This is a genomic window from Aminobacter sp. 01T433 (genome assembly GCF_056398585.1).
This window is the reverse complement of record NZ_JBFTPR010000033.1, coordinates 1-23,032: the sequence shown is the minus strand read 5'-3', so window position 1 is coordinate 23,032 and position 23,032 is coordinate 1. Positions and strand designations below refer to the sequence as shown.

Below are 23,032 nucleotides of genomic sequence, written 5' to 3'. Positions count from 1 at the left end.
CGAAAATGCCAGCGCCGGATCACGCTCAGTAACGCCATGTCGATCACTCCAGAGCCCCCGCTGAAACACGCGAGGGACGGTTGAAACATGGGTCAATTCTCGATGGAAATATCGGGCTGCGCCGGGTCAGCTCTCAGTGGAAATCAACAATGAGGTATTGCGCCTACAGCGAAATGTACGCTGAGGATGCGTTTGGGGCGGTTATCCTGGCCGTCCCTGGTAGGTGATGTCACGTCACTGGCCGACTTTTCAAGTACCAGGTCCAGGCATCCACGGTGGTGTCGAAGGTCTCATGACGTGTTTGTGGATCAGTAGATCGATCGAGATCCTTGAGGCCTCCAGCAGTAGCAACCGCAACGACCCTGTCCCCGGGGGCTATTACCTTGCGATCGGCCAGTGTCCGTATCGCTAAGAGAGGGGTAACCGATGCCAGTTCTGCGAAAATTCCTTCGTCTCTCGCTAGGCGCGACTGCATATCGATCAGTCCATCGTTGGATACCGGCACGGCATGACCTGACGATTCTCGAAGTGCCCGAAGCGCCTGGTAGGTACTTCGCGAAGTCCCAATCGACACGGCGAGAGCGTCGAAGCAAACGTCTTGTTCCGGAACGTGGTCCGACCCTTCTACGAATGCCGCCGACAGAGAACCGTGAACCTCTGCAGCCACCATTTTCGGCAGCCGGTCTATGAGGCCAGCGTAAAACAGCTCCTTGAAACCAGCCCATACGCCTGACAAAGCGTCGCCATAGCAGACCGGCATGACGCACCAGTCCGGAACATCACCCGATCCTTGTTCGATGATTTCGTAGGCGATCGTCTTGTAGCCCTCGATGGCGAGTGGATGACTGCCAACGACAGGCGCGCTGAAAGGAGATGTGATAAACCAGCCAAACCGCTCCTGGGCCTCAGCAAGGAATTTCCATCTGTCTTGCTTGTTGGCCAGCGAAAGAACAGTGGCGCCGTGCCGCTTGATCTGGGACAGCATTGGGCTGGCTGTGCCTGCAAATGTTGCGACAACACAACCCATACCCGCTCGTGCCGCGTAGGCGGCAAGCGAGGCACCGGCATTGCCTGACGACGCTGTGGCAACCAGTTTGGCGCCCTGCGCGCGCGCGATCGAGACCGCGACCGTTGAGAACCTGTCCTTGTACGACCATGTCGGATTGCGGCTCTCATCCTTGATGAAAAGACTAGCGACGCCCAACGATGAACCGATCCGCGGACAAGAGATCAAGGGCGTCTGCCCTTCACCCAAGGTGACGATGTCCTCGGGCCCGCACGGCAGCCTTTGCCCATACTTCCACAATGATGAACGACCGTACTGGTCCCCTGCAAAAGCATCGCCAATGGCTGGCTGTGCATAGATGGGCGCCAAATTGGCAGGGGCGACTGGCGCGCAGAACGGACAGCCCCTGGAGTCGATCGTTAGTGCTGCGGGAAACTGCGCGTCGCACCTGATGCAGGAATAGCCCTCTATGCTCCTCACGTCTGGAACTCCACGAAAGGATTGGAGATGTCGGCGGTTGCAATAGCCAGATCGTGCGAAATAGACCGGATGTCCTTGCTGTGCGACTGTTTGCTATATTCTTCAGAAAAAATGCTGCTGAACTTCTGAGGCTGTGGGTCCTGCTTCATCATTCCTCTCAAGGCTGTGAGTTTGTGCGTGCTTGATTTGAAGCAGTCATGCCGGTTGAAGTCAATCAAAATGACTCCTAAAGTGTGCCATTCTATAATGATCATGGAGGTGTAGCGCTGTCATGGATTTACGTTGTCGCCTGGGCCTGAACGTGCGTCGGCTGCGCAAAGAACGCGACCTGTCGCAGGAACGTTTGTCGCTCCTCTCAGGCCTCTCACGCGCGTATGTGAGCAGCGTTGAGACCGGCCGCCGCAATGCAACACTGGATACGCTGGAAATCCTCGCAAGGACCCTTGGAGTCGAAGGCTGGGAGCTGATTGCGATAGCTGCGGGGGGCGAAGTCGGTTCTGAGCCTGATCACGACAGCGAAGCAAGAGAATGATTCCTGCTCGTTCAAAGGCCGATCCAATACAGATATTGGACGGCAGGCGTCCTGAAAACGCTCCAAAGCCATGGCTAGGGCGGCCTGCTGATCACAGGCCTGTGGTCCCCAGGATCGACACTGGCACCGCGGGGCCCTTGGCGATGGGGGTCCTGGAGTGATATCACCCCTATGTCCATCGGGGACTTTTGGAATTGTCCCCGTATGCACGGCCTCTTATCGAAGCCTTGTGCTAGAGCGTTTGATGCGATTTGTCAGTTGGAAGCGCTCCTTGACCTCGAATGCGGGCCAATTTTGGGGCTGCGAGAAGCCGAAATTCTCCAGTGGAGTGCCGCGGGCTAGTTGGCGGAGCAATCATACTCGACGTGTCGAAATGCGCAGTTCAATCGCATCTCCGCCATTTCCGCGAATAATTAGGCGCAAACAATATCTCGCGAGCCATTTCGAAACCAATGGCCCTTGGTGAAGTACAGGCTGGCAATGACCATATTTGGCGATAGCGACGAAGACCTCGGCCAAATACAAACGGACAGGAGGTCGCCATGGGTCGTATCCTCGTTGTCGATTGGTCAAATAGGCAGCTCTGTCAGCAACAGCTAGAGCAGCATTTTCGGCTACGTCATGAAATTTACGTAGTCGAACGACGTTGGCAGGCACTTCGGCGCCCCATTGACATCGAAATGGACGAGTTCGATACGGAGCACGCTGTTTATCTGCTTGCCGTCGACAGCTCCGGAGACGTCATAGGCGGGTCCAGGATGGTGCCTACGACCCAGCCGCATCTGCTTGGCAATGTCTTTCCACAACTCGCCGATGGCAGGCCTCCTCGCGCCCCTGACATCTATGAGTGGACCCGTTTCTTCATCGCATTTCCCTACCGGAGGACAGGCACATCTGCGCGCCTCGCTGGAGAAGTGCTTTGCGGCTTGCTTGAGGCGAGCCTGAGGTTCGGAATTCGAAGGATCAGCGTCGTGTGCGAAGCGTTCTGGCCAGACCGACTGAGGGCACTCGGCTGGACGGTGGAGGTTCTTGGCCAACGGTTGCAGCTCGAAGACTGCGAGACAGTCGGTGCCCTCATTGAGGTCTCGCAAGAGGCTTTGGGAAGCACCAGACGCTTTTATGGCATTGACGGACCGGTGCTCCTTCCGCCAGGCGCGCTACCGCCAGGTCGTGGCCCAGAGGCGTAGGATCGTAGACGGAGGCCCCGCACATGGAGTTACATCTCCGAGAGCTTACCCCATCTGGCGAGCAACTCGTTGCAGCGATGTGCCTCGACGAACGCCAACAGGAGTTTTCCGGTGGGGACGTATTGGAGCTCTTCGCCAGCCTGCGAAATAGCCCATATCCAGAGGCCGTTCACCCCTTCATTGTGGCCCACGACGACACTGCAATTGGCTTATTCGTTCTCCGGGAGGCGCCTGCACTCCCTACGTGGGCGTTGCCCGATGTGATGACGCTGCACAATTTCCGCATCGGCAAAGAGTTTCAACGACAGGGCTATGGAACCGCCACCGTCCGAACGGCCGCACAATGGGTGGCCGAGAACTGTCCGACGGTTTCGCTGCTGATGCTGTCCGTAAATGTTGAGAACGAACCGGCAGCGAGCCTTTACCAGAGCTGCGGCTTTCGTTCGACTGGGGCCGCTTTCGATGGCCGCGTTGGTCGCGAAAGGATCATGCTGGGAACGATTGCTGCCATTCTCACCAAATGCCGTACTTAATGAGAAACACAGCGCCAGACGGCATGGCTGTTTGCCCAAGCCATACGTCCTGATGCAAGGGCTGGCGCCACGTGTGGGTTGAATTGGGATTGGCAAATGCGGGCGTTGCCAACGTGATGGTCTCGCAGCCCATTAGTACGTTTTCTATCGATGTTATCGCCCCAATATTCTCGGCGGACAAAAACGCGCGACATTATCTTCAGCAAAGCAACATCACCGGAACGCCAACGGCAAGGCGCCGGCTGATCAGACGGCCATCGACGAAACGGCGGTGGGCCTTTGTGCTGGAACCAGTATCTCTGTCACGGTCGCATGCCGTAGCTTGCCTCGCCTGGTTCCGCCGCCGCCGTAGATTTACCGGCGATTAACCCTGCTGCGCGACCATGGCTTGGCGGAAATGTACCCAGTCCCGCGTCCTTAAGCCTGACCAATCAAGAGTCCCGCTGCCGAAAGGTGGCGGGGCTATTTTGTGTTTAGGCTGACGAGCGTGCTTCAAAACCTGACGCTGAGATCCAGCTTGGCGCCGTTGTCGGAAACGCCCGAGCCGAACTGCCCAGTATAAGAAACACCAAGCTTGGCCATCGGCGTGAGATCAAAGTCGAGCTCTGCTTCGAGGACCGCGGCATCCCTTGCGATCGGCACGCCGGAAATGGTGAAGGCGTTACTGCCGGCAAAGGCCAGGGTCGAGCCGCGACGAGTTCGGCCCCGCCTTCGCCACGGCGTCGACCTTACCGCCAAGCCCGCCGTCCGAGCTGCCGCCTTTGCCACCGCCCGCAACTGCTGGTGCTGTTGCCGGCGCCATCACAAGCGCGCCCGTTGCCAGAACCCTGAGCAAGGACGACGCTGCGTAGTTGCGCGAAAGCACGCTCCTGGTGACAGCGGTTGACCTGTGACAAAAGCCGAATATCTTTCATTGCCCTGTTCATCCGCAACTTAGTTGGAGTTAACAGGCAGAATATGTCATGTACCGTGCTGCTGACACCCGGTCACCCACCGCGTAAGCGAGACACTAGTCGGCTCGTGCGTGCTGAGAAAACTACGCTGATTGGTAGGTAAATGAGACGCGGTTTCGGCCCTGTTGTTTGGCCTCATACAGACAACGAGCGGCCTGCTGTAGGCTGCCAGCAGTCTCAGCGTCTCCGCGCATTTCCGCGCCGCCTATGCTGATCGTTGCCCTAATGCTACTGCGGCGGCTCTTCATCCATGGAATTGTCTCGACTTGTCGTCTGATCATCTCCGCCCGCAAAGTTGCGCTATCCCTGTCGACCCCTCGTAAAATGACACCAAATTCCGTGCCGCCAGTTCGGCCCACCACGTCCTTGGGGCGTGTTGCGTAAAGCAGAGCCTTGGCTATTCGAGCCAAAACCTCGTCACCTTTGACATGGCCGTGGAGGTCATTGATTTTGGTGAAGTCATCAGCGTCGACCAGGAGAAGCGTGTCACACTCCCCGGCAAAGCGCGCCCGGGCCAGCTGACCAATGAAAGCCTCTCGGTTCAGAAGTCCTGTCGCCGGATCGTGAGTTGTCGAGTATTCGAGTTTGTCGTGTGTTTCCTTCAATGCCAGGTGCGATTTTGCGAGTGCCTCACTGGCTTCCTTGTACTTTTCAGTTTGCAGAAAGACATAGGTGGAGACTGGCATTGCGATGAGTGTGGGAATGACAATGCATTCGACCCAGCTTAGCCAGTCAATTGTCAACCCCAGAGCCAGTCTGGTGGGGAACGAGAGTGCGAAGGTCGAGACAACGGCAATGGCTGTCACGACGACTGCCTTTAGGAGAATATTTCCACGCCGTGTCATGTCGCTCAATTAGCGCAAGCTCGGTAAATCATCCCTTACCGATGCGGAATCCACCTTGGACAATCATCCCGGGGACGCGCTCGACGCTTGGGCTGCGCTAAAGCTCTCGGCGCCGGTGAGATCGATGTCGGAAGATTGGCAAAGCGTGCCGCTCGAGGCCTGGCCGGCGGGGGCCTTTTTGTCGTTTCAGACGTGCTGTGTCTGGAATGCTCGCAAAGCTGTTCATTTCCAATGATTTGCCAGAGCGTCCACTTAACGCCTCGCTGCCGAAAGGTGGCGGGGCGTTTCTGCGGTTGGGGAAACGGCAAATATTGCTTGGCGGAAATCAGGTTCGGTATCGCAATGAACTTGCCCTCGCCCGGGGCATGGGTGCGGCAGCTGTGCCTACGCTGCTGGGCAGGCCAAAAGCCGCTGTCACGCTCCAATGTGACCACCCACACACGGCGCATCAATCCATCGATCTAATTGCTTCCCAGGTGCCGTTGGATGACATTGAGGCCGGGTATGGCGGGGCAGAGCACCGGCGCAGAGCCTTAAATCGTCTAACCGAGCATTGCGTCGGTGTCCCCCGCCCCCAAGCACGGCGCCTTACGCGATGTCATTGGCCTGCTTCGAAGAACCATTCCGAGCAGGTCCTTCTCTTAGTGTAACGATGTCGACACGCCCGGCCTTTCCGGTTTCGGCAAGCAGGGATGCCACCGACCTTTGAGCCGAGCGCGCGATCCGGGCCGTGGGCTGTGGGTGGTCATCAACTGCGCCGAGCGTGTCATGAAGGACTTTGGGTCATCCCACCGTCGGCACGGCAGCCGCCTATGACGCTTTCATTGCGGGTTAATTCTGGCCGGCATCGAAATACCGGTCTGGAACCTAAGAACGCCCGTCGCCCAGGTGCGCATCTCCGGTGATGCGTCGCCCGATTTCAGGATTGAAATGGCCAGTGAAGCCATGTCTTCGGGTGGTTTTTGGTTGGCAGCCACGTAGGTGAAATATCCGACTACGATCGCACATCCGATCGATACGACCGGCGAAGCGAACGGCATCGTCGCTCCGACAATTGATCGGCCGCGTTGAAGCAGGCTGGGCTTCGGAAGCACTTCCTCATCAATAGGATCAGACATTCCACTCTCTGCGCAGAACACCAATGCAGGAACAATGGCATACATTAGTTAAGATGCGGATAAACGCGCTCCTCGGATGACGTGCGCCGGAGTCGGCCTTCGGCGGATAGGTTTCGAGGTGCAGCGGCGGCAAGGAAATCAAATTATCACAAGGGTTTGGTTTCCGGAATTAATGAACGCGCCGTCTGGCCCACTACCAGGGCACGCGCCGTTCATGCCTCCTATCGTCCGCACTCTCGAAAGCGCGCCCCTCGTAGATCGCATCTCCTTAGTATCGTGGTGAGAGCTGGAGCCAACCCAAGCCGCTGCTGCATGGGGTGGATGGTCCCTATCCCCCCAATCGCCGTGAGGAGAAAAAGTTAGCCGCCGACGCTGCCCTAATACACAAAATCCTATTGCATAGACAAAAGAAGAGCGCTACGAATTTAATGTCTAGACAAAAGAGCGCCTCCTCCTGACTCGCTATCGCGAGCGGAGCGATGGCACCGCAACAAATGTCACAAGGGGAACTAAGATGACCGCATCAAGACGCACTTTTCTCAAGGGCTTGGCGGTTGCGCCGGCCATATTCGGTGGCCTCTCGTCGAGCATTGCTGCCTACGCCCAGGAGGCCAAGGCGCATGGCGATCTGATCGTTGCTATCGCCAAGCCGGCCGGAAATCTCGACCCGCACAAGTATATCGGCCTGTGGGCTGTGCAGGATCTCATGTTCGAGCCGCTCATGCGCTACGGCAAGAATGGTCAGATCGTACCGGCCCTCGCCACGGAGTGGGCCGTCGAGGAAAACGGCAAGCTGCTCCGCGTCAAGCTTCGGCAGAACGTGACTTTCCAGGACGGCACGCCCTGGGACGCGGATGCCATGATGTGGAACCTGGATCGCTGGATCGGCAAGCCTGCCAACAACTGGATGAATTCTTCGCGGTTGTATTCTGGCCACAAGATCGTCGATTCGCATACGGTCGAGCTGCAGTTCAAGGAGCAGGTGCTCGGGCTGCTCTACGAATTCTCCTATGTCCGGCCGTCGCGCTTCCTCAGCCCGAAGTCGGTCGACAAGGACGGCAACTATCAGACGCCAGTTGGAACAGGACCATGGATCCAGGAAACTGCGTCGAACAGCGAAAGCTCCTTCAAGCGGTTTGATGGCTATTGGGGCGATCTCCCAAGCTTCGAACACGTCGAACTGAAGGTCCTGCCAGATTCACGCAGCCGCATGGCAGCACTTAGGGCAGGCGAGATCGATCTTGCCGGCGGCGACTACCTTGCCCCCATCAAGGCCACTGAAGCCAAGGCGCTGGAGAGTGCCGGCATCCCCGTCACGGTTGAGACCGGAACGACGACGATCGTGCTCGCCTACAATCCCGACCGGAATGAAGCTCTGAAAGATGTGCATGTACGCAAGGCGATCAACATCGGCTTTGACAGGGCGGCAATCGGGCAGGTTCTTTACCAGAGCCTGGCTGAGCCGGCGGGCAGTCTGTTTCCCGCCAATGTTCCGCATGCCGGCAAGCGCTTCGATGTTGCCACGCGCGATGTAGAGGCGGCCAAGGCTCTGCTCGAGGCGGCAGGCTGGAGCGGTACCGAGATCCGCGAAAAGGACGGCAAGAAGCTGTCGCTTGAGCTGGTAGTTTCCGAAGAGCAGATGGCAGGCTCACGATCGCTCGGCGAGATCCTGCAGTCGCAACTCGGTGAGATCGGCATCGAACTGTCGATACGCTCGGTAGACCATGCCTCGCGCCACAGTGACATTCCGGCACGAAAATACGACATGGCTCTGTTCTACACGTTGGGCGCTCCCTACGAGCCGTTCGGAACGCTGGTCGGCTTGTTCTTGTCAACGTTCAACAATGGCGTCGACGGCAAGCTGTTTCTCGATCCGGCAAACCTCGACCCGCTAGTCCTGGCCGCTGCATCGGCCTCGGAAACCGACGTGGAGGGCGCAACGCAGGCCATCTATGACTGGCTCTACAACGAGGTCGCAATTTCTCCGCTGTTCTACGCGCCGATCATCTGGGCGCACGCTCCGCGGGTCCAGGGCTTCACGCCACCTTCGACGGAATACGACCTTCCCTACAAGAACATCACCTTGGGCGCGTAAAGGCGGATCCGATGCTTACACTAGTCTCGCGGCGGTTACGCAACTCGCTCGTCTTGCTCGTGCTGGCGACGCTCCTCTGCTTCACCCTGGTGGTCTCGGCGCCCGGCAACATCGCGGTCCTGATCGCGGAACTGCGTACCCCCAAGGCCACCTTTGCCGACATCCACAAGATCGAGCTGGAACTGGGGCTGAACCAACCGATCGTAACCCGCTACTCGCATTGGCTCACCGGCGCCCTGCAGGGAAATCTCGGAATTTCCTACAAGACTGGTGAGGATATCGGGCCGGCTTTGTCCAGCCGCCTGCCGATCACCGCGACGCTCGTTGCCGGCGGTGCGACCTTCGCTATGCTGCTAAGCTTCGCGCTCGGCTTCGCCGGCGCGCTTTGGCCGGGTCGTTTCGCCGATGTCGCGACCCGCACCATCGCCTTGCTTGGCGCCTCGATGCCATCGTTCTTTGTTGGTGCACTCTTGATCTACGGGTTGGCGGTGCAGCTTCGGCTGCTGCCCACCTTCGGTTCGGACGGACTTTCGAGCTGGATCCTGCCCTGGATGACGATCGGACTGTTGCCTGCCGCCGTGCTCAGCCGGGTTGTGCGTGTGGGCTTGGAAGAGGCGATGTCGCGGCCCTTTGCACTGACTGCCGTTGCCAAAGGCCTGAGACGGCGGACGATCCTTGTCCGCCACGCTCTACCCAACATAGCACCAACCTACATCAATGCGTTGGGCGCCCAGACCGGTGCGATGGTGGTTGGCGCGGTTGTCGTGGAGCCGCTGTTCGCCCTGAAGGGCGTGGCCGACCTGTTCCTGTCGGGCGTTCTGTTCCGCGACTTCATGGTCGTTCAGGCGTGCCTGCTGGTCTTCATATCGTTCTTCATTCTCCTCAACCTCCTCGTCGACATCGGGATGATGTTCACCGATCCCAAGCTTCGGCGTCAGGGAAGCTGACCATGAAATTTCTTCGCGAATTCCTATCTTACACCTCAAGCCTCCCCAGGCTGGCGATCTGGGCTGTCGGCACCTTTCTCTTCCTCGGCATCTTCGCGCCCTGGCTGACGCCACATGATCCGAATGCGCAAGACCTGCTTCAGGCGCATATGGGACCGTCCTTCGCCCACTGGCTTGGTACCGACCATGTCGGCCGGGATACGCTGAGCCGGCTGATCCTGTCGGCGCGAACCTCGGTTGTCGGCATGACGCTTGTCCTAGTGCTGGCACTTTCGGTTGGCGTCACCATCGGGACTGTTGCGGGCTATCGTCGCGGCTGGGTCGAAGAAGGCCTGATGCGGATCGTCGATGTCGGGTTGGCGATGCCCAGCCTTATCGTGGCGCTGGCCGTCATTGGGATTTTCGGCACCGGCTACTGGAACATGATCCTTGCTTTGGCACTTGCCTGGTGGCCGGGCAGCGCGCGCATAAGCCGGGCGGTTGCGGTCAACGTTATGAATAGGCCGCACATCGAGTCTCTGCGTGTGCTCGGGGCAAGTCCCGCTCGGATCTATTTCCATCACCTGTTACCCGCAACGCTGGGGGCCGTCCTGGTCTACGCAACGGCCGACGCAGGAGCGGTGGCCTTGGCGATCGCAACGTTGAGTTTCCTTGGGCTGGGTATCCAGCCGCCAACGCCTGAGTGGGGCCAGATGCTGGTCGATGCATTGCCCTACCTCGAGTCTTCGCCGCGTCAGGTCATCCTCCCAGGACTGGCGCTTACCCTGGCCGTAATCGGCTTCAATCTGCTTGGCGAATCCATTGCGCTGAACCGGGTGCCCAGCCCGCTTTCCCGCAAGACTCTTCGCCAGAGGCGGATCACGGCAGCTGCATGGAAGAAGGCATAATCGGATGGCTTCGAAGGATATTCTGAGGGTTTCGGATCTCTCCGTTGATCTGTTCACCCAGCGTTCGGTGATCCGGCCCGTCGACGGCGTCAGCTACTCTGTCGCTGCCGGCGAAACGCTCGCCATCGTCGGCGAGAGTGGCAGCGGCAAGACGGTGCTGAACTTTGCCCCGCTCGGCCTGATGCCTACGGGTGTCAATGTCGACCTGAGCGGCTCGATCTTGTTCAACGACATTGAGCTGGTCGGCATCGCGGAACCTGCGTTGCGAAAGCTGCGTGGCGGCTCGATCGGCACGATCTTCCAAGATCCGATGAGTGCGTTGAACCCAGCACGCACCATCGGCAGGCAGATTGCCGAAGTAACTGAACTTCATATGGGCCTGAGCTCCAGCCAGGCTGAAAGCAGGGCGCTTGACCTTCTCAGGCTGGTGAAGATGTCTGACCCCGATGCGCGGCTGAAGCAATACCCGCACGAACTGTCAGGCGGCCTTCGCCAGCGCGTCATGATCGCGATTGCTGTTGCCGCTGAGCCGAAGCTGCTAATCGCCGACGAGCCGACGACCGCTCTCGACGTCACCGTGCAAGCCCAGATTATCGCCTTGCTGAAGGACCTGCAGAAGCGGCTGAACATGGCCATCGTGCTCATCACCCACGACATGGGTGTGGTGGCCGGCATCGCCTCGTGTGTTGCCGTCATGTATGCCGGCCGGGTCGCCGAATACGGGCCGGTCAGGGATGTCCTAGTCGAACCGCGCCATCCCTACACAGTGGGTCTAATCGACGCCATTCCGCGCGCCGACGATGCGCCCGGCTCGTTGTTTCGTGGATTGCCCGGCGCACCGCCGATCCTGGGCGCGCCTATCCCGGGATGCGCCTTCGCGCCTCGCTGCCCCGCGGCAATCGAAAGCTGTCACGTCAGACGCCCGGCGCTGGTGTCCACGGTTCAGCCGCTGGTTTCAGCAGCTTGCCCGATCATCAACAAGCAAAGTCACGGGGGCGAGTATGTCCAGCACTAAGTCAGTCTTGCGCGTCGAAAACCTGGTGACGCGGTTCAAGAGCGTCGAACGCGGCAAATGGGTCAAAGCGGTCGATGGAGTCAGCATCGAACTCCGCCCCGGTGAAATCGTTGGTCTTGTCGGCGAATCCGGTTGCGGAAAGTCGACACTGGGGCGCTCGATCGTCGGGCTCGAACGTCCGCAAAGCGGCCGTATCCTGCTCGACGATGTCGACCTGAGCGGTCTTGGCGGACGCAAGCTGCGCGAAACGCGACGGGCAGTCCAGTATGTGTTCCAGGACCCTTATGCCTCGCTTAACGATCGGCAAACGATCGGCGAGGCGATAACCGAAGCGCTTGTGATAATCGGCATTCACGACCGTGCCCGGCAGCGCCGGCGGGTACACGATTTGCTCGACCAAGTTGGATTGCCCGACACGGTGGCGGAACGCTATCCGCGCGAACTGTCCGGCGGCCAGCGCCAGCGCGTGGCGATCGCCCGCTCGCTTGCGGTGGAGCCGCGCGTGCTGATCTGCGACGAACCAGTCAGCGCGCTCGACCTGTCGATCCGCTCTCAGGTCATGAACCTGTTTCTGAGCCTGCAGAAGGATCTGGGTGTCGCCTGCCTTTTCATCGCGCATGACCTGGCGCTCGTCCGCCAGGCCGCGTCGCGGGTCTATGTGATGTATCTCGGAAAGATCGTCGAGCAGGGGACCTCGCTCGATGTCTATGAAAGGCCGACCCATCCCTATACGCGCGCATTGCTCGCCTCGATCCCGAGTGCCGATCCGCGCATCGAGGCCACGCGGGAGGTTCCGGCACTGCTGGGTGACATTCCGAGCCCGACCAATCCCCCGTCAGGCTGCCGGTTTCGAACGCGGTGCCCGAGTGCGATGGATGCGTGCGCTGCAGCCGTGCCGCCTACGGTCTGGGTTGATCCCGGCCATGGTTCGGCATGCATCATTGCCGATCAGATCAGGGCCACCGAGGTCGTGCCGCGGCCCGAGCCGCGACGCCTGCAGCAGCAATTGTCCGCTTAAGCGCCGGCAACGGCACAGACACAGACACAGAATCAGACTGAACGACGGAGGCATCTAGGATGTTTTTGAACAGTGACACTGCTCATGCGAGCTCGCTGAAGAATGCGCCCGACAACGAAGAGTTCTGGGGCGCGGTGCGCAAGACAATGGAGCCGATGTACACCCACACCCAGTTGGTCAACACGCGGCGAGGGTCGTCGCCACTTGAAGTGCGCGACCGCGTCAGGTCGCTCGTCGACCTGTCGCTTTCGTATGAGCTGGATGAATACGAGCCGTTTCGGGGCCTCAAGGAAAGCGGTTCTTCGCTGAACATCAGGCAGAGGCTGGCCGACTATTTTGGCGGCGGCGCCGATGAGATCGCCCTGACACGCAACGCCATGGAGGGTATTGCCACGGTCTTGAACGGGGTGACGCTGAAGCCAGGCGACGAAGTCATTGCGACAAAATACTGCTACGATTCAAACCTTGCGATCTTGCGGCAACGGGTCGAACGCGACGGCATCGTGCTCAAGCTCGTCGATCTTCCGTTCGGTCGCGGCAATGATAACGAGTTCGTCAAAGCCTTTTCGGACGCCATCACGGAGCGGACGCGACTGATTACATTTCCCCATGTCGTTGCCCGAACTGGTCAGGTGCTGCCGGTGAAGCCGTTGGCCGAACTGGCACGCGCCAAGGGCATCTTCAGCTTCGTCGATGGCGCCCATTCGGCTGGGCATATCTGCTTTCGTCTCGATGAGCTTGGCTGCGATGCCTTTGCGACCTGCCTTCACAAATGGATGTATGGCCCGCGCGGCACGGGCTTTCTGTACGTCAGGCGGGACAAGATAGCCGACGTCTGGCCGATGTGGGCAAGCTGGTCGAACAAACCGGCAGACTCCATCGAGAAATTCGAGGAGGTTGGGTCGGTGTTCAAGGCGCTTCCGGCATCAATTCCCGATGCATTGGCGTTCAACCTTCAGATCGGCCAGGAAGAGAAGGCGGCGCGGTTGCGTTATATGCGCAACCGCTGGATGATCCCGCTGAGTAAGCACGAGAGGGTCACAATGCTGACCGACATCGACGCCGAGCCAGGTACCGGCTTTGGCGCATTCGTGCTCGACGGCGTCGATCATGGACAGTTTTCCAAGGCGCTGCTCGACGAATTCAAGATCAACGTCCTGTCGTTTGCAATGGATGAAGACCCTTCGCTGAATGGCATCCATGTGTCGCCGGGCCTATCGAACAGCCTCGAAGAGATCGATCGCTTCGTCGACGCGGCCCATATCGTTCTAGGCCGGCTGGGCTCGAACCTCACGCGGGTATGACAAACAATTCGCGGTTGAGTGTGGTGAGCGCCTCCGCTCCGGTGGCGGTCACCAGGAAGGTGTCTTCGCTCATCATGCCGCCCCAGCCGGGGCGGTAGTAAGGAGCCTCGATATTGACCACCATGCCTTCCCGCAGCACGACGGGATTTGAGGCAGCGATTGTCGGATGCTCGTGGCTCTCGATCCCGAGGCCATGTCCGACATGGTGCCGCTTGTATTGTGGCAGCCCAGCCTGGCGGACGGCTGCCACGGCCTCATGAAAAAGTGCATTTGTGCTCACTCCGGGGGCAACCATGTTGGAAGCCTTGCGGTGGCCCGTCGAGGTTGCCGCAAAGGCGGAGAGCACATCCTTGCCCGGCTCACCGATAAAGGCGGTTCGCGCTGTGTCTGACCAGTAGCCGTTGAAGGTGGCGCCGACATCAATGCGGACGATGTCGTTGCCGGCGATCCGCCGCCGGGTGGGATAGGCATCAGCAAGCGCGCTGCGTTCCCCCGAGGTGACGACCACGAAACCCGGCAAGCCGCCTTGCGAGATCATCTCGCAAGATATTCTGGCGGCAATCTCGTGTTCCATCATGCCCGCCTTGGCATCGCGCAGTGCGTTGCCAAGAGCGACTTCGGTTCGCGCGGAAGCGTTGCGCAGCAGACTTATCTCGAGTGGGTTCTTGACCGCACGGGCGTCGCGGAAAAATGCCGCGGTCGCTCGAGTGTCGATCAATTGCAGCCCTTTCGCCGAAACAAACTTCGACAGGTCACCTGGCGCGTTGTCGATGCCGAGCTTGTGCCTGTCACCAGCTAGTTGAGCGATGGCAGCGGACAGCGCTTCATCAAACGTAACGAACTCGACGACATCAGTACCTTTGCGATTGCGTAGTTCCTCGTCGTCGAAGAAGAAGTTGCCATAGCAAAAATATCGCAAATCCTCACCGACAGCCTCTACGGCGGACCAGAGGTCGGCTTTGGGGCCGACGAGGATCCACTCGTCTGCAACGAAGACCGCCGCCATCTTGAGCAGCCAGCTGGTATCGAAGCCCATGCTTTTATAGCCACTGCAGTAAAAGACATGGTGTGGTTGGGTCGTCACCAATACGATGCTGCTGTCGCCAACCTGATTGAAGATGGCTTCGCGGTTTCTTCGAGCCAGCTCTTTGACGTCCACTGACGCGCCGTCCATTTGGTTTGCTTTGCTCACGGTTGAAGAGGGTTGAACTCGCCCACAAACTCGTTGCGGTCGGCAGGGTAGATCAATTTTACCCAGGTGACCGGCATGGCGTCAGCCCATGTCTGCCGAAGCGACACCAGCAGTGGCGCGTTTACCGCGACATCCAATTGCGCAGCCTGTCCTGCAGAAGCGGTCTCGGCGCGGATAGTGTGGCGGAGCCGCGTGCAGGGAAGCCTGGCGAGCAGCCAGATGTTTGGCGTCTCGGCCTCGAAATCCGCATGCACTGCGTCCGGGGCTGCCTGCAAGTTGATGAGTCGTTCTTCCAGCACTTCCGGCTTGCCGAAGCCGCTATGCACCGCATGAAGGCGCAGCAATGGCGTGCCTGCCTCCACCTCCGGCCAGAAGGGCGTTTCTGCGCCGGCCGTGACAAGGGACGTGCCGGCGACCCGGTAGGCATAGGTCCTGCCCTTGGCTTCGATGTCTTGCCGGATGTCGAGATAGCCGATCACCGCATGCGATTCAGTGGTCTGCGCAACGCGGGTTCCCTGCTTGCGCCTGCGTTCCAAAAGCCCAGCTTCGGTGAGCTTGGACAGCGCCTTGCTGACGGTTGCCCTGGTCGTCGAGAACTTTTCAAGCAGTGTGTGCTCGGAAGGAATGCGGTGGCCGGCGGGCCACCGGCCACTCATGATCTCGGCCCGCACGGCGCGTTCGATCTGCCTGTAGATCGGACCGTTGCCGTCCAACTCGATCGTATCGGCCAATTCGGGGTCTGTTTCTTGGTTCGTCAACGTCCTGGAGGCCCCTAGAATGCGCTTTCAAACCACGTGGGTTGTATTGTCTACACATAAGTTAGCATGCCGGCTTCTGCAATAACTTCCGAGCGTGTTGGACTTTGGCAGAGCTTCTGCCTTTTGCAGCGACGCCACGCTTGGCGGTGTGTGTCAAAATGTCGTCTGCATCTCCTCCAAGGCGTTGCGTCACGTCGCGGCTATCAAGGAAGTGACCGAGCGCCTCGTTGACCGATGCGCTTGTCGTCACCACGAGCGGCGAGGTGGGGGACAGCGCTAGCATTATGCTTGTAGCAAAACTACATCGATGTTGACTGTCTGTAGTTTAGATGCATATCGTATCAGACTCCCGTTGGTTGGGGGTTGGTGAGGGGGAAACATGACCAAAGTTCGTTCAATCTTTCTGTCGCTAGGCGTCGCGCTGGCGCTGTCGACGACGGCTTCCTATTCGCAGGATTTGACCGCCTATTGCCCAATGTCTGAAGACGATTGTGCATCGGTGCTCAAGGCATTTGAGGCCGACTCCGGGATCTCGGCGAACTTTGTCCGCATGGGCGCCGGTGAAGTGCTGGCGCGCGTCAGGGCTGAAGCTGCGAACCCGCAAGCTGGTCTGTGGCTCGCGGGGACTGCTGACCTCTTCATCCAAGCAGCAAGCGAAGGCTTGCTCGAGGCACACACTGCAGCCAATATCGACAAGGTCGATGCCAAGTTCCGCAGTGAAGACAATAGTTGGACGCCAATGGCGATCTCGCCGATCGCGTTCTTTTACAATCCCAAATATCTGACCGAACTCGGTGCTGAACCACCCACCAGCTGGGAAGACTTCGCCAATCCGGTCTTCAAGGGGGCCGTCGTTCTGACCCATCCGGCTTCCTCCGGCACGGCCTCGGTGGTTTTGGCCACGATGGTGCAGATCTATGGGGAGGACAAAGCCTTTGAAATCCTCAAGGCGACCGATCCAAACGTCTTGCAATACTCGCGGTCTGCGGGCTCGCTCACCCAAATGGTCGCGTCGGGCGAAGTTGCGATCTCACAGTCCTTTACCCACGGACTTGAGGCGGCCCTCAAGCAGGGTTTTCCGATCGAAGTGTCGTTCCCCAAGGAAGGCACCGGCTATGAATTGAATTCGGTCGCCGTGGTTGCCAAGGCCCCGCAAGCTCAGCGCGATGCGGCCAAGAAATTCCTCGACTGGGTTCTCACCGATGCCGGCCAGAAGGCGCTCGGCGCGACCCATCGTGAATCGGTGATCCCAGGCTTTGTGAACCCGGATCTTAAGATCAAGACCACGGACATCAAGCTGATCGACTACGATTCCAAGTGGGCCGGCGCAAACCGTGCTCGCCTATTGGAGCGCTACGAAGCCGACGTGCGCGACGCTTCGGCTGCGAAGTAGGCGGCTCTCCGCAGTGTGGGAGGCGTTCTCGGCGCCTTCCCACCTCTTTCCCAATTGCTGAGAGGCTGGCATGGCTGAGGCCGTCACGCGGCAACCGCTTTCCGCGGGTGTCAGAAAAATATTTGTCGATCCCTGGTTGTTCGGCATCTTCGTCCTTTTGACGATCACGGTGCTGATTTTCGGCATCCTCCCCATCCTGAGCGTTCTGAGCCTGGCGGTATCGGGCGGGGAGGGCGATGTGTTCGGCACGATCGTCGACCGTCTGACATCGCCTCTCGTCCTCAGGGCTTTGGGCAATACGCTGATGCTGGGGGCGACCTCGGCCGTCGTGGCCACTGTGGTCGGGTTTGTCCTCGCCTTCGCGATGACCCGCACGAATATGTGGGGCAAGCGCGGAGTGCATCTGATTGCGCTGCTGCCGGTGATTTCGCCGCCATTTGTCATTGCGCTGGCGATGATCCTACTGTTTGGCCGCTCAGGCCTTGTTACCCGAGAGCTGCTGGGTATTCGCAATAGCAACATCTATGGCTTTCATAGCCTCGTCTTTATCCAGGCACTGGCGTTCACGCCGATCGCCTACCTCAACATCCGCGGCATGCTTCAGGCGATGGACAGCGCGCTGGAAGATGCTGCCGCCATGTTGCGCGCATCGCAATGGACCATCTTTCGCCGGATCACATTGCCACTGGCGATGCCCGCGATCCTCAGCTCGATGCTGCTCGTGTTCGTGAAGTCGATCGAGGATTTCGGCAATCCGTTGGTCATTGGCGGCAACTTCAACACCTTGGCGGTTGAGGCCTATTCCCAGCTGATCGGCTACTTCAATCTTCAAGCGGGTGCACTTCTGGCCTGTGTGCTGCTGGTGCCGTCGCTGCTGGCCTTCATGGTCCATCGCTACTGGGTCAGCAAGCGCAGCTATGTGACCGTCACCGGCAAGCCCGCCACCCAGACCATCCGCATCGTCCATCCAGCCATCGTCTTGCCGCTGGCGCTGGTGTGCTACTCGCTCGTCGGCGTTATTGTCCTGCTCTACAGCACCATCGTTTGGGTGAGCTTCACCAAAATCCCCGGCATCGATAGGACGCTGACCTGGGAGCACTATGAAAAGATTTTTGCTACTGGGCTGCAGCCGCTGTGGAATTCACTGACGCTTGCCGCATTTGCCACGCCGATCGTCACCATAGTCGGCGTGTTGATCGCCTACCTGTTGGCGCGCCGCAATTTCCCCGGCAGCTTCATTCTTCGCTTCGGCACGCTGCTGGCCTTCGCCGCGCCGGGTACCATCATTGGTATCGGCTATGTCTCTATGTTCAATACCGCGCCGCTGCTGCTGACAGGTACTGCCTTTATCATCGTGGCGGCCATGGTGGTGAAAACGCTCCAGGTCGGCATTGAAGCAGGCACCAACCAGATCCGCCAGGTTGACCCGGCGATCGAGGAGGCCGCTTCAGTGCTCGGTGCCTCGAACGCGCGCGTCTTCACGCGGGTGACGCTGCCGCTGCTCAAGCCAGCGCTTTTTGCGGCGATGTCTTATGCATTCACTCGTTCGCTGACGACGCTGAGCGCGATCGTCTTCCTCGTTTCGGCCAATTGGACGCTCATCACCGTGACCATCTTGAACCAGGTGGAAACGCTCAGGATGGGTCTCGCCGCCGCCTACAGCGTCATTCTCATTGCAATCGTTCTGACCGTATTGGCGGTCATGCAGCTGCTCCTCGGGCGCAGCCACAATCAAAGGTAACCCGCCATGTCCCGCGTCACACTCAAAGGCATCAATAAGGTCTATCCGGGACGCAATGGGCGGCTGGATGCTCATGCGGTCAAGGATCTCGATCTCGTTGTCGAAGACGGTAGCCTCGTTACGCTGCTGGGACCATCCGGCTGCGGCAAAACCACAACCTTGCGCATGCTGGCCGGGTTTGAAATTCCCACCACCGGTCGGATCCTGATCGACGATCGCGACATCACCACCACGCCGGTCAACAAGCGCGGCATCGGCATGGTGTTCCAGTCCTATGCGCTGTTTCCGCATATGTCGGTACGCGAGAACGTGGCGTTTGGACTCAAGGTGCTTGCACTGTCGTCTGCCGAGGTGGAGCGCAAGGTCGCTGAAATTCTGACGGTAATGGATCTGTCTCAGCTTGCAGATAGGCAACCATCCCAACTTTCCGGTGGCCAGCAGCAGCGCGTGGCGCTCGCGCGCACTGTGGTGGTCGAACCGCGGGTATTGCTGTTTGACGAACCGCTCTCCAATCTCGATGCGCAGCTGCGCGAGCGCATGCGTGATGAACTGCGCATGCTCCAGCAGCGTTTGGGCATTACCAGCCTTTATGTGACCCACGATCAGAATGAAGCCATGGCCATTTCGGACCGGGTGGTGGTGATGCGCGACGGCGTCATCGAACAGGATGATGCGCCCAACAACATCTACGCCCGTCCGAGTACGGCATTCGTCGCCGATTTCATGGGCAAGGCCAATATCATCAAGGTGCGCGCGGATCTCGTTGCTGGCGATCACATCGTGGCCAGCATAGGCAGTGGTCGCGTGCAGCTCCCGACCAACGGCCTGAAACTGAACGTGGGCGATCTGGTCGACTATGTCATCCGCCCCGAGCAGATGCTGATCTCAGGGGATGGCCCAGTGTCAGCGGTGGTCGAGCGCGTCGTCTATCAGGGCGCTTACACCGAGTATCAGGTTGCCGTCGATGGTCAGGCTTGTACCATAGTCGATTACCGCCACCACATGCACGGCGTGCACCCCATTGGTTCGAAGCTGCAGATCGATCTTGCCTCGTCAGTACCGTGGCCGTTGGCCGCAAAGACGGTGGCATGACATGACGACATTGACGGACGCATTCATTGCCCAGGTCGCGGAAACCGCCGCCCGGGAGGCCGGAGCTGTCATTCGCACGTCGTTCCTTGAGGCGGCGCAGGGAGCGATCTTGGGTGTCGAGGAAAAGCACGGCTATTCCGATATCGTCACTATCGTCGACAAGCAGTCCGAGCGATTGATTTGGCGGATGATCCGCGAGAGCGTGCCGGACTCGCGCATCCTCGGCGAGGAAAGCGGCTGGCAGGGCGAGGGCAGGGTGGTCTGGTATGTGGACCCCATCGACGGCACCAGCAATTTTGCCTCTGGACTGCCCTTCTTTTGCGTGTCGATCGCGGCCTTTGCTGCTGACGGTCGGCCAATCGCCGGCGTGGTCTATGACCCCATGCAGGATGAGATGTTCACGACCCACTCGGGCCAGCTGCTGCTCAATGGCGATGCCGCAAAACCTGCTGTGCGGGCCAGGAGTGACAGGGACGCCGAACTGCTGACCAATCTGCCACGCGAGGGCAGTAGGCCGAGCCCGGCGGAACTTGAGCGCTTCGGCGATCTCGTGCTGAATTTCCGTGGCGTGCGCCGTCTCGGCTCGGCTGCCTTGCAGCTAGCCTATGTCTCCATTGGGCGCTCCGCCATCAACTATGATGAGGGCTGCCATCCATGGGATATCGCAGCTGGCCTGCAGCTTGTCGCCGCGTCGGGCGGGCAGGTGTTGTGCTGGTTGAAGGGGGATGACAAGCTCATGGTCGATCCACTGCGTGACCTGGAGGGTGTGGGCAGGTTGGTTGTCACGACGCCGGGCTACGACGTGCAGAATTCGGCAGTCCTGAGCAGGTGGGCTTCAGTTTCTTGAGCCAGAGCGTTAAGTGCAGCAGGCGATCTTAGGCGTCGAAAACAGGGGGACCGCCATGCTGGCCCACATCAGAGCATCTCTCAACGAGATGACGCCGGCCGAGCGGCGTGCCGCCGAGACAATTCTCGGCAATCCGCAGGCCACAATTGGTTGGTCACTGGCAGACGCCGCACGCTTTTCCGGCGTTAGCGAGCCTTCGATCATCCGCTTCTGCCGGCGTCTAGGGTTCGACGGCTATTCGGACTTCCGCCTCAAGTTCGCGCAGGCCGTGGCGTTGATCAGGCAGGACGACCAGCCCCTGCTGGGGGCCACCGATGATCCGGTCACGTCAAGCATCCTCGATAACTGCAATCGCGCCATCGCTTCGATCAACGACCTCGCGCGCGATATCGACAGCGCCGCGGTGTCGAAGGCGGTCGACATCCTGCTGAAGTCTCGGCGCGTGGAGCTTTACGGCCACGGCGGCTCAGGTTTTCTTGCGGGAGAGGCGCAGCACAGGCTGGCCCATCTCGGTATCGCCAGTGTCGCTTACTCCGATCCGGCACTGCAGATGTTTTCGGCGATGGCTCTGAGGCAAGAGGACACGGTCATGGCGTTGTCCTTCTCAGGCGTGACCACGCACATGATGCCGAACCTCGAGATCGCCCGCAATGCCGGGGCGAGGATCATTGCCCTGACCCCGACAGGATCGCCGATCGCCAAAATGGCTGACGTCAACATCGCCATCAACGCCTATCGACAGAAGAAGATTGCAGGCTTCATACCGAGCGAGCGCGTGTCGATGTATGTCATGCTCGACGCCCTGATCGGGCTGATCAGCGCCCAAAGAATGGCATGACCGGGCCTGATATCGACTTGGCTAATTTGGAAGTCTCGCGAATGTGCGATTAGACGGTGTCTAGCGTCAGGCCCGGGAAGAGGTACTTGGGACGCCGCCCTACGCGGAAATGGTTCTCGGTCCCGCCGTCATCGCCTTCCGTGAACTTGATGGCGCTGTGCGAAATGCTGGCAATCCGGGACGGGCTGGCTGCCTCGCGGCCTAGGCGCGTGCAAAGAGCCTCAAAGTCGCAGTTTTGTTCTGGAGCCAGCCCGCACATCACCATACCGGCCAGCGGCACAATCAGCGCCGTGATCAAAGGCCTGACACATGAACGCTGCTGATCACAGTCAGCCGGGTTCGAAAAATCTACTCGCGTCCACGGGGGCATCCACGCATGCACGCCCGATCAAAGTCGCCGTCGCATCGGAGATCAGAGGTGAGGTCTGACGCGGGCGAAATGCAACGCTGGATACCTTGGAAATCCTGCCGCGGACCCTCAAAGTGGATCCGAAGCCAGCGCCAGCGAAGCAAAAAACTGATACTTGCCAAGTTGCTATCAAAGACAGCGCTAAGACAAGAAATGGCTATTGACCGCATCGTGCGTTAGTACGTTATTCTGATGAAAATACGCTTTCAATAATACCTTCGTTATATTGAAAACATTTCGTCTCAAGTTAGGATTTCTTGCTGAATGTTGTCCAGATTTTGGGAGGCGTGCGATACTGATCCGAGACGAAAGATTAATCCTCGAACTTGGGCAGGCCGCCTCTCGTATTGTGGAGGTGAAGACGACAGCCGACGTCCTGAAAGCCCTCCAAGGCCAGCTTGCACGCTTCGGCTTCAGCGACGTGCTGATCACGGGGCTTCCGGTTCGCCAGGACCAACATTGGCAACGCGCGATCGTCTGCGATGGATGGCGTCAGGAGTGGTACCGTCGTTATCTCGCAGAGGGGCATTTTCAACATGACCCTTGCGTCGCTCGATGCAGGCATCGAGCCTTCCCCTTCCTCTGGAGTGACTTGCAGCCCGAGTTCATGTCGCCACGTGCAAAGCTGGTTATGGACGAGGCACGGGATTTCGCAATGAAAGACGGGCTTTGCGTCCCTATTCACATCCCGTATCACGGACCGGTGGCGGTGAGTGCTGCTGGGGAGCGAATAGAGTTGTCGCCATCCGAGCGGCCCCTTGTTGAAGTTCTATGCTTGAAAGCTTTTCAGACAATTTGTCGGCTTGAAGGACGACTTGAACCCGAACGCGGCCCGACCCTAG

22 protein-coding genes are annotated in these 23,032 nt (G+C 59.2%); 15 read left to right on the top strand and 7 right to left on the bottom strand.

Annotated elements, in window-relative coordinates:
- Nucleotides 1-229 precede the first annotated feature (229 nt).
- Nucleotides 230-1,486 (bottom strand): threonine synthase, encoded by a 1,257-nt coding sequence (locus AC1DLV_RS29195; RefSeq protein ID WP_476836327.1) that lies wholly within the window; start codon nucleotides 1,484-1,486, stop codon nucleotides 230-232.
- Complete coding sequence (locus AC1DLV_RS29190) at nucleotides 1,483-1,704, bottom strand: hypothetical protein (protein WP_476803481.1); 222 nt, start codon at nucleotides 1,702-1,704, stop codon at nucleotides 1,483-1,485. The genes AC1DLV_RS29195 and AC1DLV_RS29190 overlap by 4 nt, the downstream gene beginning before the upstream one ends.
- A gap of 53 nt (nucleotides 1,705-1,757) precedes the next feature.
- Between AC1DLV_RS29190 and AC1DLV_RS29185 the strand changes: the two genes are divergently transcribed.
- From AC1DLV_RS29185 to AC1DLV_RS29175, 3 genes are all read left to right on the top strand, one after another.
- The gene (locus tag AC1DLV_RS29185) at nucleotides 1,758-2,018 is read left to right on the top strand and encodes a helix-turn-helix domain-containing protein (protein ID WP_476803482.1); all 261 of its coding nucleotides are present in this window, start codon (nucleotides 1,758-1,760) and stop codon (nucleotides 2,016-2,018) included.
- 542 nt (nucleotides 2,019-2,560) lie between these two features.
- On the top strand, nucleotides 2,561-3,205 hold the full coding sequence (locus tag AC1DLV_RS29180) for an acyl-homoserine-lactone synthase (RefSeq protein WP_476803483.1): 645 nt from the start codon (nucleotides 2,561-2,563) through the stop codon (nucleotides 3,203-3,205).
- Nucleotides 3,206-3,228: 23 nt separating this feature from the next.
- Complete coding sequence (locus tag AC1DLV_RS29175) at nucleotides 3,229-3,738, top strand: GNAT family N-acetyltransferase (protein WP_476803484.1); 510 nt, start codon at nucleotides 3,229-3,231, stop codon at nucleotides 3,736-3,738.
- 492 nt (nucleotides 3,739-4,230) lie between these two features.
- On the opposite strand, the gene AC1DLV_RS29170 is transcribed toward AC1DLV_RS29175, so the two are convergent.
- The 3 genes from AC1DLV_RS29170 to AC1DLV_RS29160 form a co-directional block, all read right to left on the bottom strand.
- Nucleotides 4,231-4,476 (bottom strand): autotransporter outer membrane beta-barrel domain-containing protein, encoded by a 246-nt coding sequence (locus AC1DLV_RS29170; RefSeq protein WP_476836326.1) that lies wholly within the window; start codon nucleotides 4,474-4,476, stop codon nucleotides 4,231-4,233.
- A gap of 298 nt (nucleotides 4,477-4,774) precedes the next feature.
- A complete protein-coding gene (locus AC1DLV_RS29165) occupies nucleotides 4,775-5,497 on the bottom strand; it encodes a GGDEF domain-containing protein (protein WP_476803487.1) in 723 nt (240 codons plus the stop codon).
- Between the two features lie 860 nt (nucleotides 5,498-6,357).
- Nucleotides 6,358-6,654, bottom strand: a complete 297-nt coding sequence (locus tag AC1DLV_RS29160; RefSeq protein WP_476803488.1) for a hypothetical protein — start codon at nucleotides 6,652-6,654, stop codon at nucleotides 6,358-6,360.
- Between the two features lie 514 nt (nucleotides 6,655-7,168).
- Between AC1DLV_RS29160 and AC1DLV_RS29155 the strand changes: the two genes are divergently transcribed.
- The 6 genes from AC1DLV_RS29155 to AC1DLV_RS29130 are packed head-to-tail and all read left to right on the top strand — an operon-like array spanning nucleotide 7,169 to nucleotide 13,920.
- A complete protein-coding gene (locus AC1DLV_RS29155; RefSeq protein ID WP_476803489.1) occupies nucleotides 7,169-8,749 on the top strand; it encodes an ABC transporter substrate-binding protein in 1,581 nt (526 codons plus the stop codon).
- An 11-nt stretch (nucleotides 8,750-8,760) separates the two neighbouring features.
- Nucleotides 8,761-9,696, top strand: a complete 936-nt coding sequence (locus AC1DLV_RS29150; RefSeq protein WP_476803490.1) for an ABC transporter permease — start codon at nucleotides 8,761-8,763, stop codon at nucleotides 9,694-9,696.
- Nucleotides 9,697-9,698: 2 nt separating this feature from the next.
- A complete protein-coding gene (locus AC1DLV_RS29145; protein WP_476803491.1) occupies nucleotides 9,699-10,583 on the top strand; it encodes an ABC transporter permease in 885 nt (294 codons plus the stop codon).
- 4 nt (nucleotides 10,584-10,587) lie between these two features.
- Nucleotides 10,588-11,598: an ABC transporter ATP-binding protein gene (locus tag AC1DLV_RS29140; RefSeq protein WP_476803492.1), complete on the top strand. Its 1,011-nt coding sequence runs from the start codon at nucleotides 10,588-10,590 to the stop codon at nucleotides 11,596-11,598.
- Nucleotides 11,585-12,616: an ABC transporter ATP-binding protein gene (locus AC1DLV_RS29135; RefSeq protein ID WP_476803493.1), complete on the top strand. Its 1,032-nt coding sequence runs from the start codon at nucleotides 11,585-11,587 to the stop codon at nucleotides 12,614-12,616. Before AC1DLV_RS29140 ends, AC1DLV_RS29135 begins: the two co-directional genes overlap by 14 nt.
- Before the next feature lie 59 nt (nucleotides 12,617-12,675).
- Entirely contained in the window at nucleotides 12,676-13,920 is a 1,245-nt protein-coding gene (locus tag AC1DLV_RS29130) for an aminotransferase class V-fold PLP-dependent enzyme (RefSeq protein WP_476803494.1), read from the top strand.
- Here AC1DLV_RS29130 and AC1DLV_RS29125 read toward each other — a convergent pair.
- Complete coding sequence (locus AC1DLV_RS29125; RefSeq protein ID WP_476836325.1) at nucleotides 13,907-15,079, bottom strand: M24 family metallopeptidase; 1,173 nt, start codon at nucleotides 15,077-15,079, stop codon at nucleotides 13,907-13,909. The genes AC1DLV_RS29130 and AC1DLV_RS29125 overlap by 14 nt on opposite strands.
- Nucleotides 15,080-15,108: 29 nt before the next feature.
- Nucleotides 15,109-15,870: a UTRA domain-containing protein gene (locus tag AC1DLV_RS29120; protein ID WP_476803496.1), complete on the bottom strand. Its 762-nt coding sequence runs from the start codon at nucleotides 15,868-15,870 to the stop codon at nucleotides 15,109-15,111.
- Nucleotides 15,871-16,249: 379 nt separating this feature from the next.
- On the opposite strand from AC1DLV_RS29120, the gene AC1DLV_RS29115 reads away from it, so the two are divergent.
- The 6 genes from AC1DLV_RS29115 to AC1DLV_RS29090 all read left to right on the top strand — a co-directional run.
- Complete coding sequence (locus tag AC1DLV_RS29115; RefSeq protein ID WP_476803497.1) at nucleotides 16,250-17,263, top strand: ABC transporter substrate-binding protein; 1,014 nt, start codon at nucleotides 16,250-16,252, stop codon at nucleotides 17,261-17,263.
- 70 nt (nucleotides 17,264-17,333) lie between these two features.
- Nucleotides 17,334-19,004: an ABC transporter permease gene (locus tag AC1DLV_RS29110; protein ID WP_476836324.1), complete on the top strand. Its 1,671-nt coding sequence runs from the start codon at nucleotides 17,334-17,336 to the stop codon at nucleotides 19,002-19,004.
- 6 nt (nucleotides 19,005-19,010) lie between these two features.
- Nucleotides 19,011-20,096 (top strand): ABC transporter ATP-binding protein, encoded by a 1,086-nt coding sequence (locus AC1DLV_RS29105; protein WP_476803499.1) that lies wholly within the window; start codon nucleotides 19,011-19,013, stop codon nucleotides 20,094-20,096.
- Nucleotide 20,097: 1 nt separating this feature from the next.
- Entirely contained in the window at nucleotides 20,098-20,943 is an 846-nt protein-coding gene (locus AC1DLV_RS29100; RefSeq protein ID WP_476803500.1) for an inositol monophosphatase family protein, read from the top strand.
- Between the two features lie 55 nt (nucleotides 20,944-20,998).
- The gene (locus AC1DLV_RS29095; protein WP_476803501.1) at nucleotides 20,999-21,781 is read left to right on the top strand and encodes a MurR/RpiR family transcriptional regulator; all 783 of its coding nucleotides are present in this window, start codon (nucleotides 20,999-21,001) and stop codon (nucleotides 21,779-21,781) included.
- A gap of 635 nt (nucleotides 21,782-22,416) precedes the next feature.
- Nucleotides 22,417-23,032 (top strand): autoinducer binding domain-containing protein (locus AC1DLV_RS29090; protein ID WP_476836323.1); only part of this gene is annotated, 616 nt, incomplete at its 3' end.

Bases quoted from the DNA above. Each gene is read 5' to 3' on its own strand.
- AC1DLV_RS29185 (WP_476803482.1), top strand. From the start codon at position 1,758: ATGGATTTACGTTGTCGCCTGGGCCTGAACGTGCGTCGGCTGCGCAAA.
- AC1DLV_RS29180 (WP_476803483.1), top strand. From the start codon at position 2,561: ATGGGTCGTATCCTCGTTGTCGATTGGTCAAATAGGCAGCTCTGTCAG.
- AC1DLV_RS29175 (WP_476803484.1), top strand. From the start codon at position 3,229: ATGGAGTTACATCTCCGAGAGCTTACCCCATCTGGCGAGCAACTCGTT.
- AC1DLV_RS29160 (WP_476803488.1), bottom strand. From the start codon at position 6,654: ATGTCTGATCCTATTGATGAGGAAGTGCTTCCGAAGCCCAGCCTGCTT.
- AC1DLV_RS29155 (WP_476803489.1), top strand. From the start codon at position 7,169: ATGACCGCATCAAGACGCACTTTTCTCAAGGGCTTGGCGGTTGCGCCG.
- AC1DLV_RS29150 (WP_476803490.1), top strand. From the start codon at position 8,761: ATGCTTACACTAGTCTCGCGGCGGTTACGCAACTCGCTCGTCTTGCTC.
- AC1DLV_RS29145 (WP_476803491.1), top strand. From the start codon at position 9,699: ATGAAATTTCTTCGCGAATTCCTATCTTACACCTCAAGCCTCCCCAGG.
- AC1DLV_RS29140 (WP_476803492.1), top strand. From the start codon at position 10,588: ATGGCTTCGAAGGATATTCTGAGGGTTTCGGATCTCTCCGTTGATCTG.
- AC1DLV_RS29135 (WP_476803493.1), top strand. From the start codon at position 11,585: ATGTCCAGCACTAAGTCAGTCTTGCGCGTCGAAAACCTGGTGACGCGG.
- AC1DLV_RS29130 (WP_476803494.1), top strand. From the start codon at position 12,676: ATGTTTTTGAACAGTGACACTGCTCATGCGAGCTCGCTGAAGAATGCG.
- AC1DLV_RS29115 (WP_476803497.1), top strand. From the start codon at position 16,250: ATGACCAAAGTTCGTTCAATCTTTCTGTCGCTAGGCGTCGCGCTGGCG.
- AC1DLV_RS29110 (WP_476836324.1), top strand. From the start codon at position 17,334: ATGGCTGAGGCCGTCACGCGGCAACCGCTTTCCGCGGGTGTCAGAAAA.
- AC1DLV_RS29105 (WP_476803499.1), top strand. From the start codon at position 19,011: ATGTCCCGCGTCACACTCAAAGGCATCAATAAGGTCTATCCGGGACGC.
- AC1DLV_RS29100 (WP_476803500.1), top strand. From the start codon at position 20,098: ATGACGACATTGACGGACGCATTCATTGCCCAGGTCGCGGAAACCGCC.
- AC1DLV_RS29095 (WP_476803501.1), top strand. From the start codon at position 20,999: ATGCTGGCCCACATCAGAGCATCTCTCAACGAGATGACGCCGGCCGAG.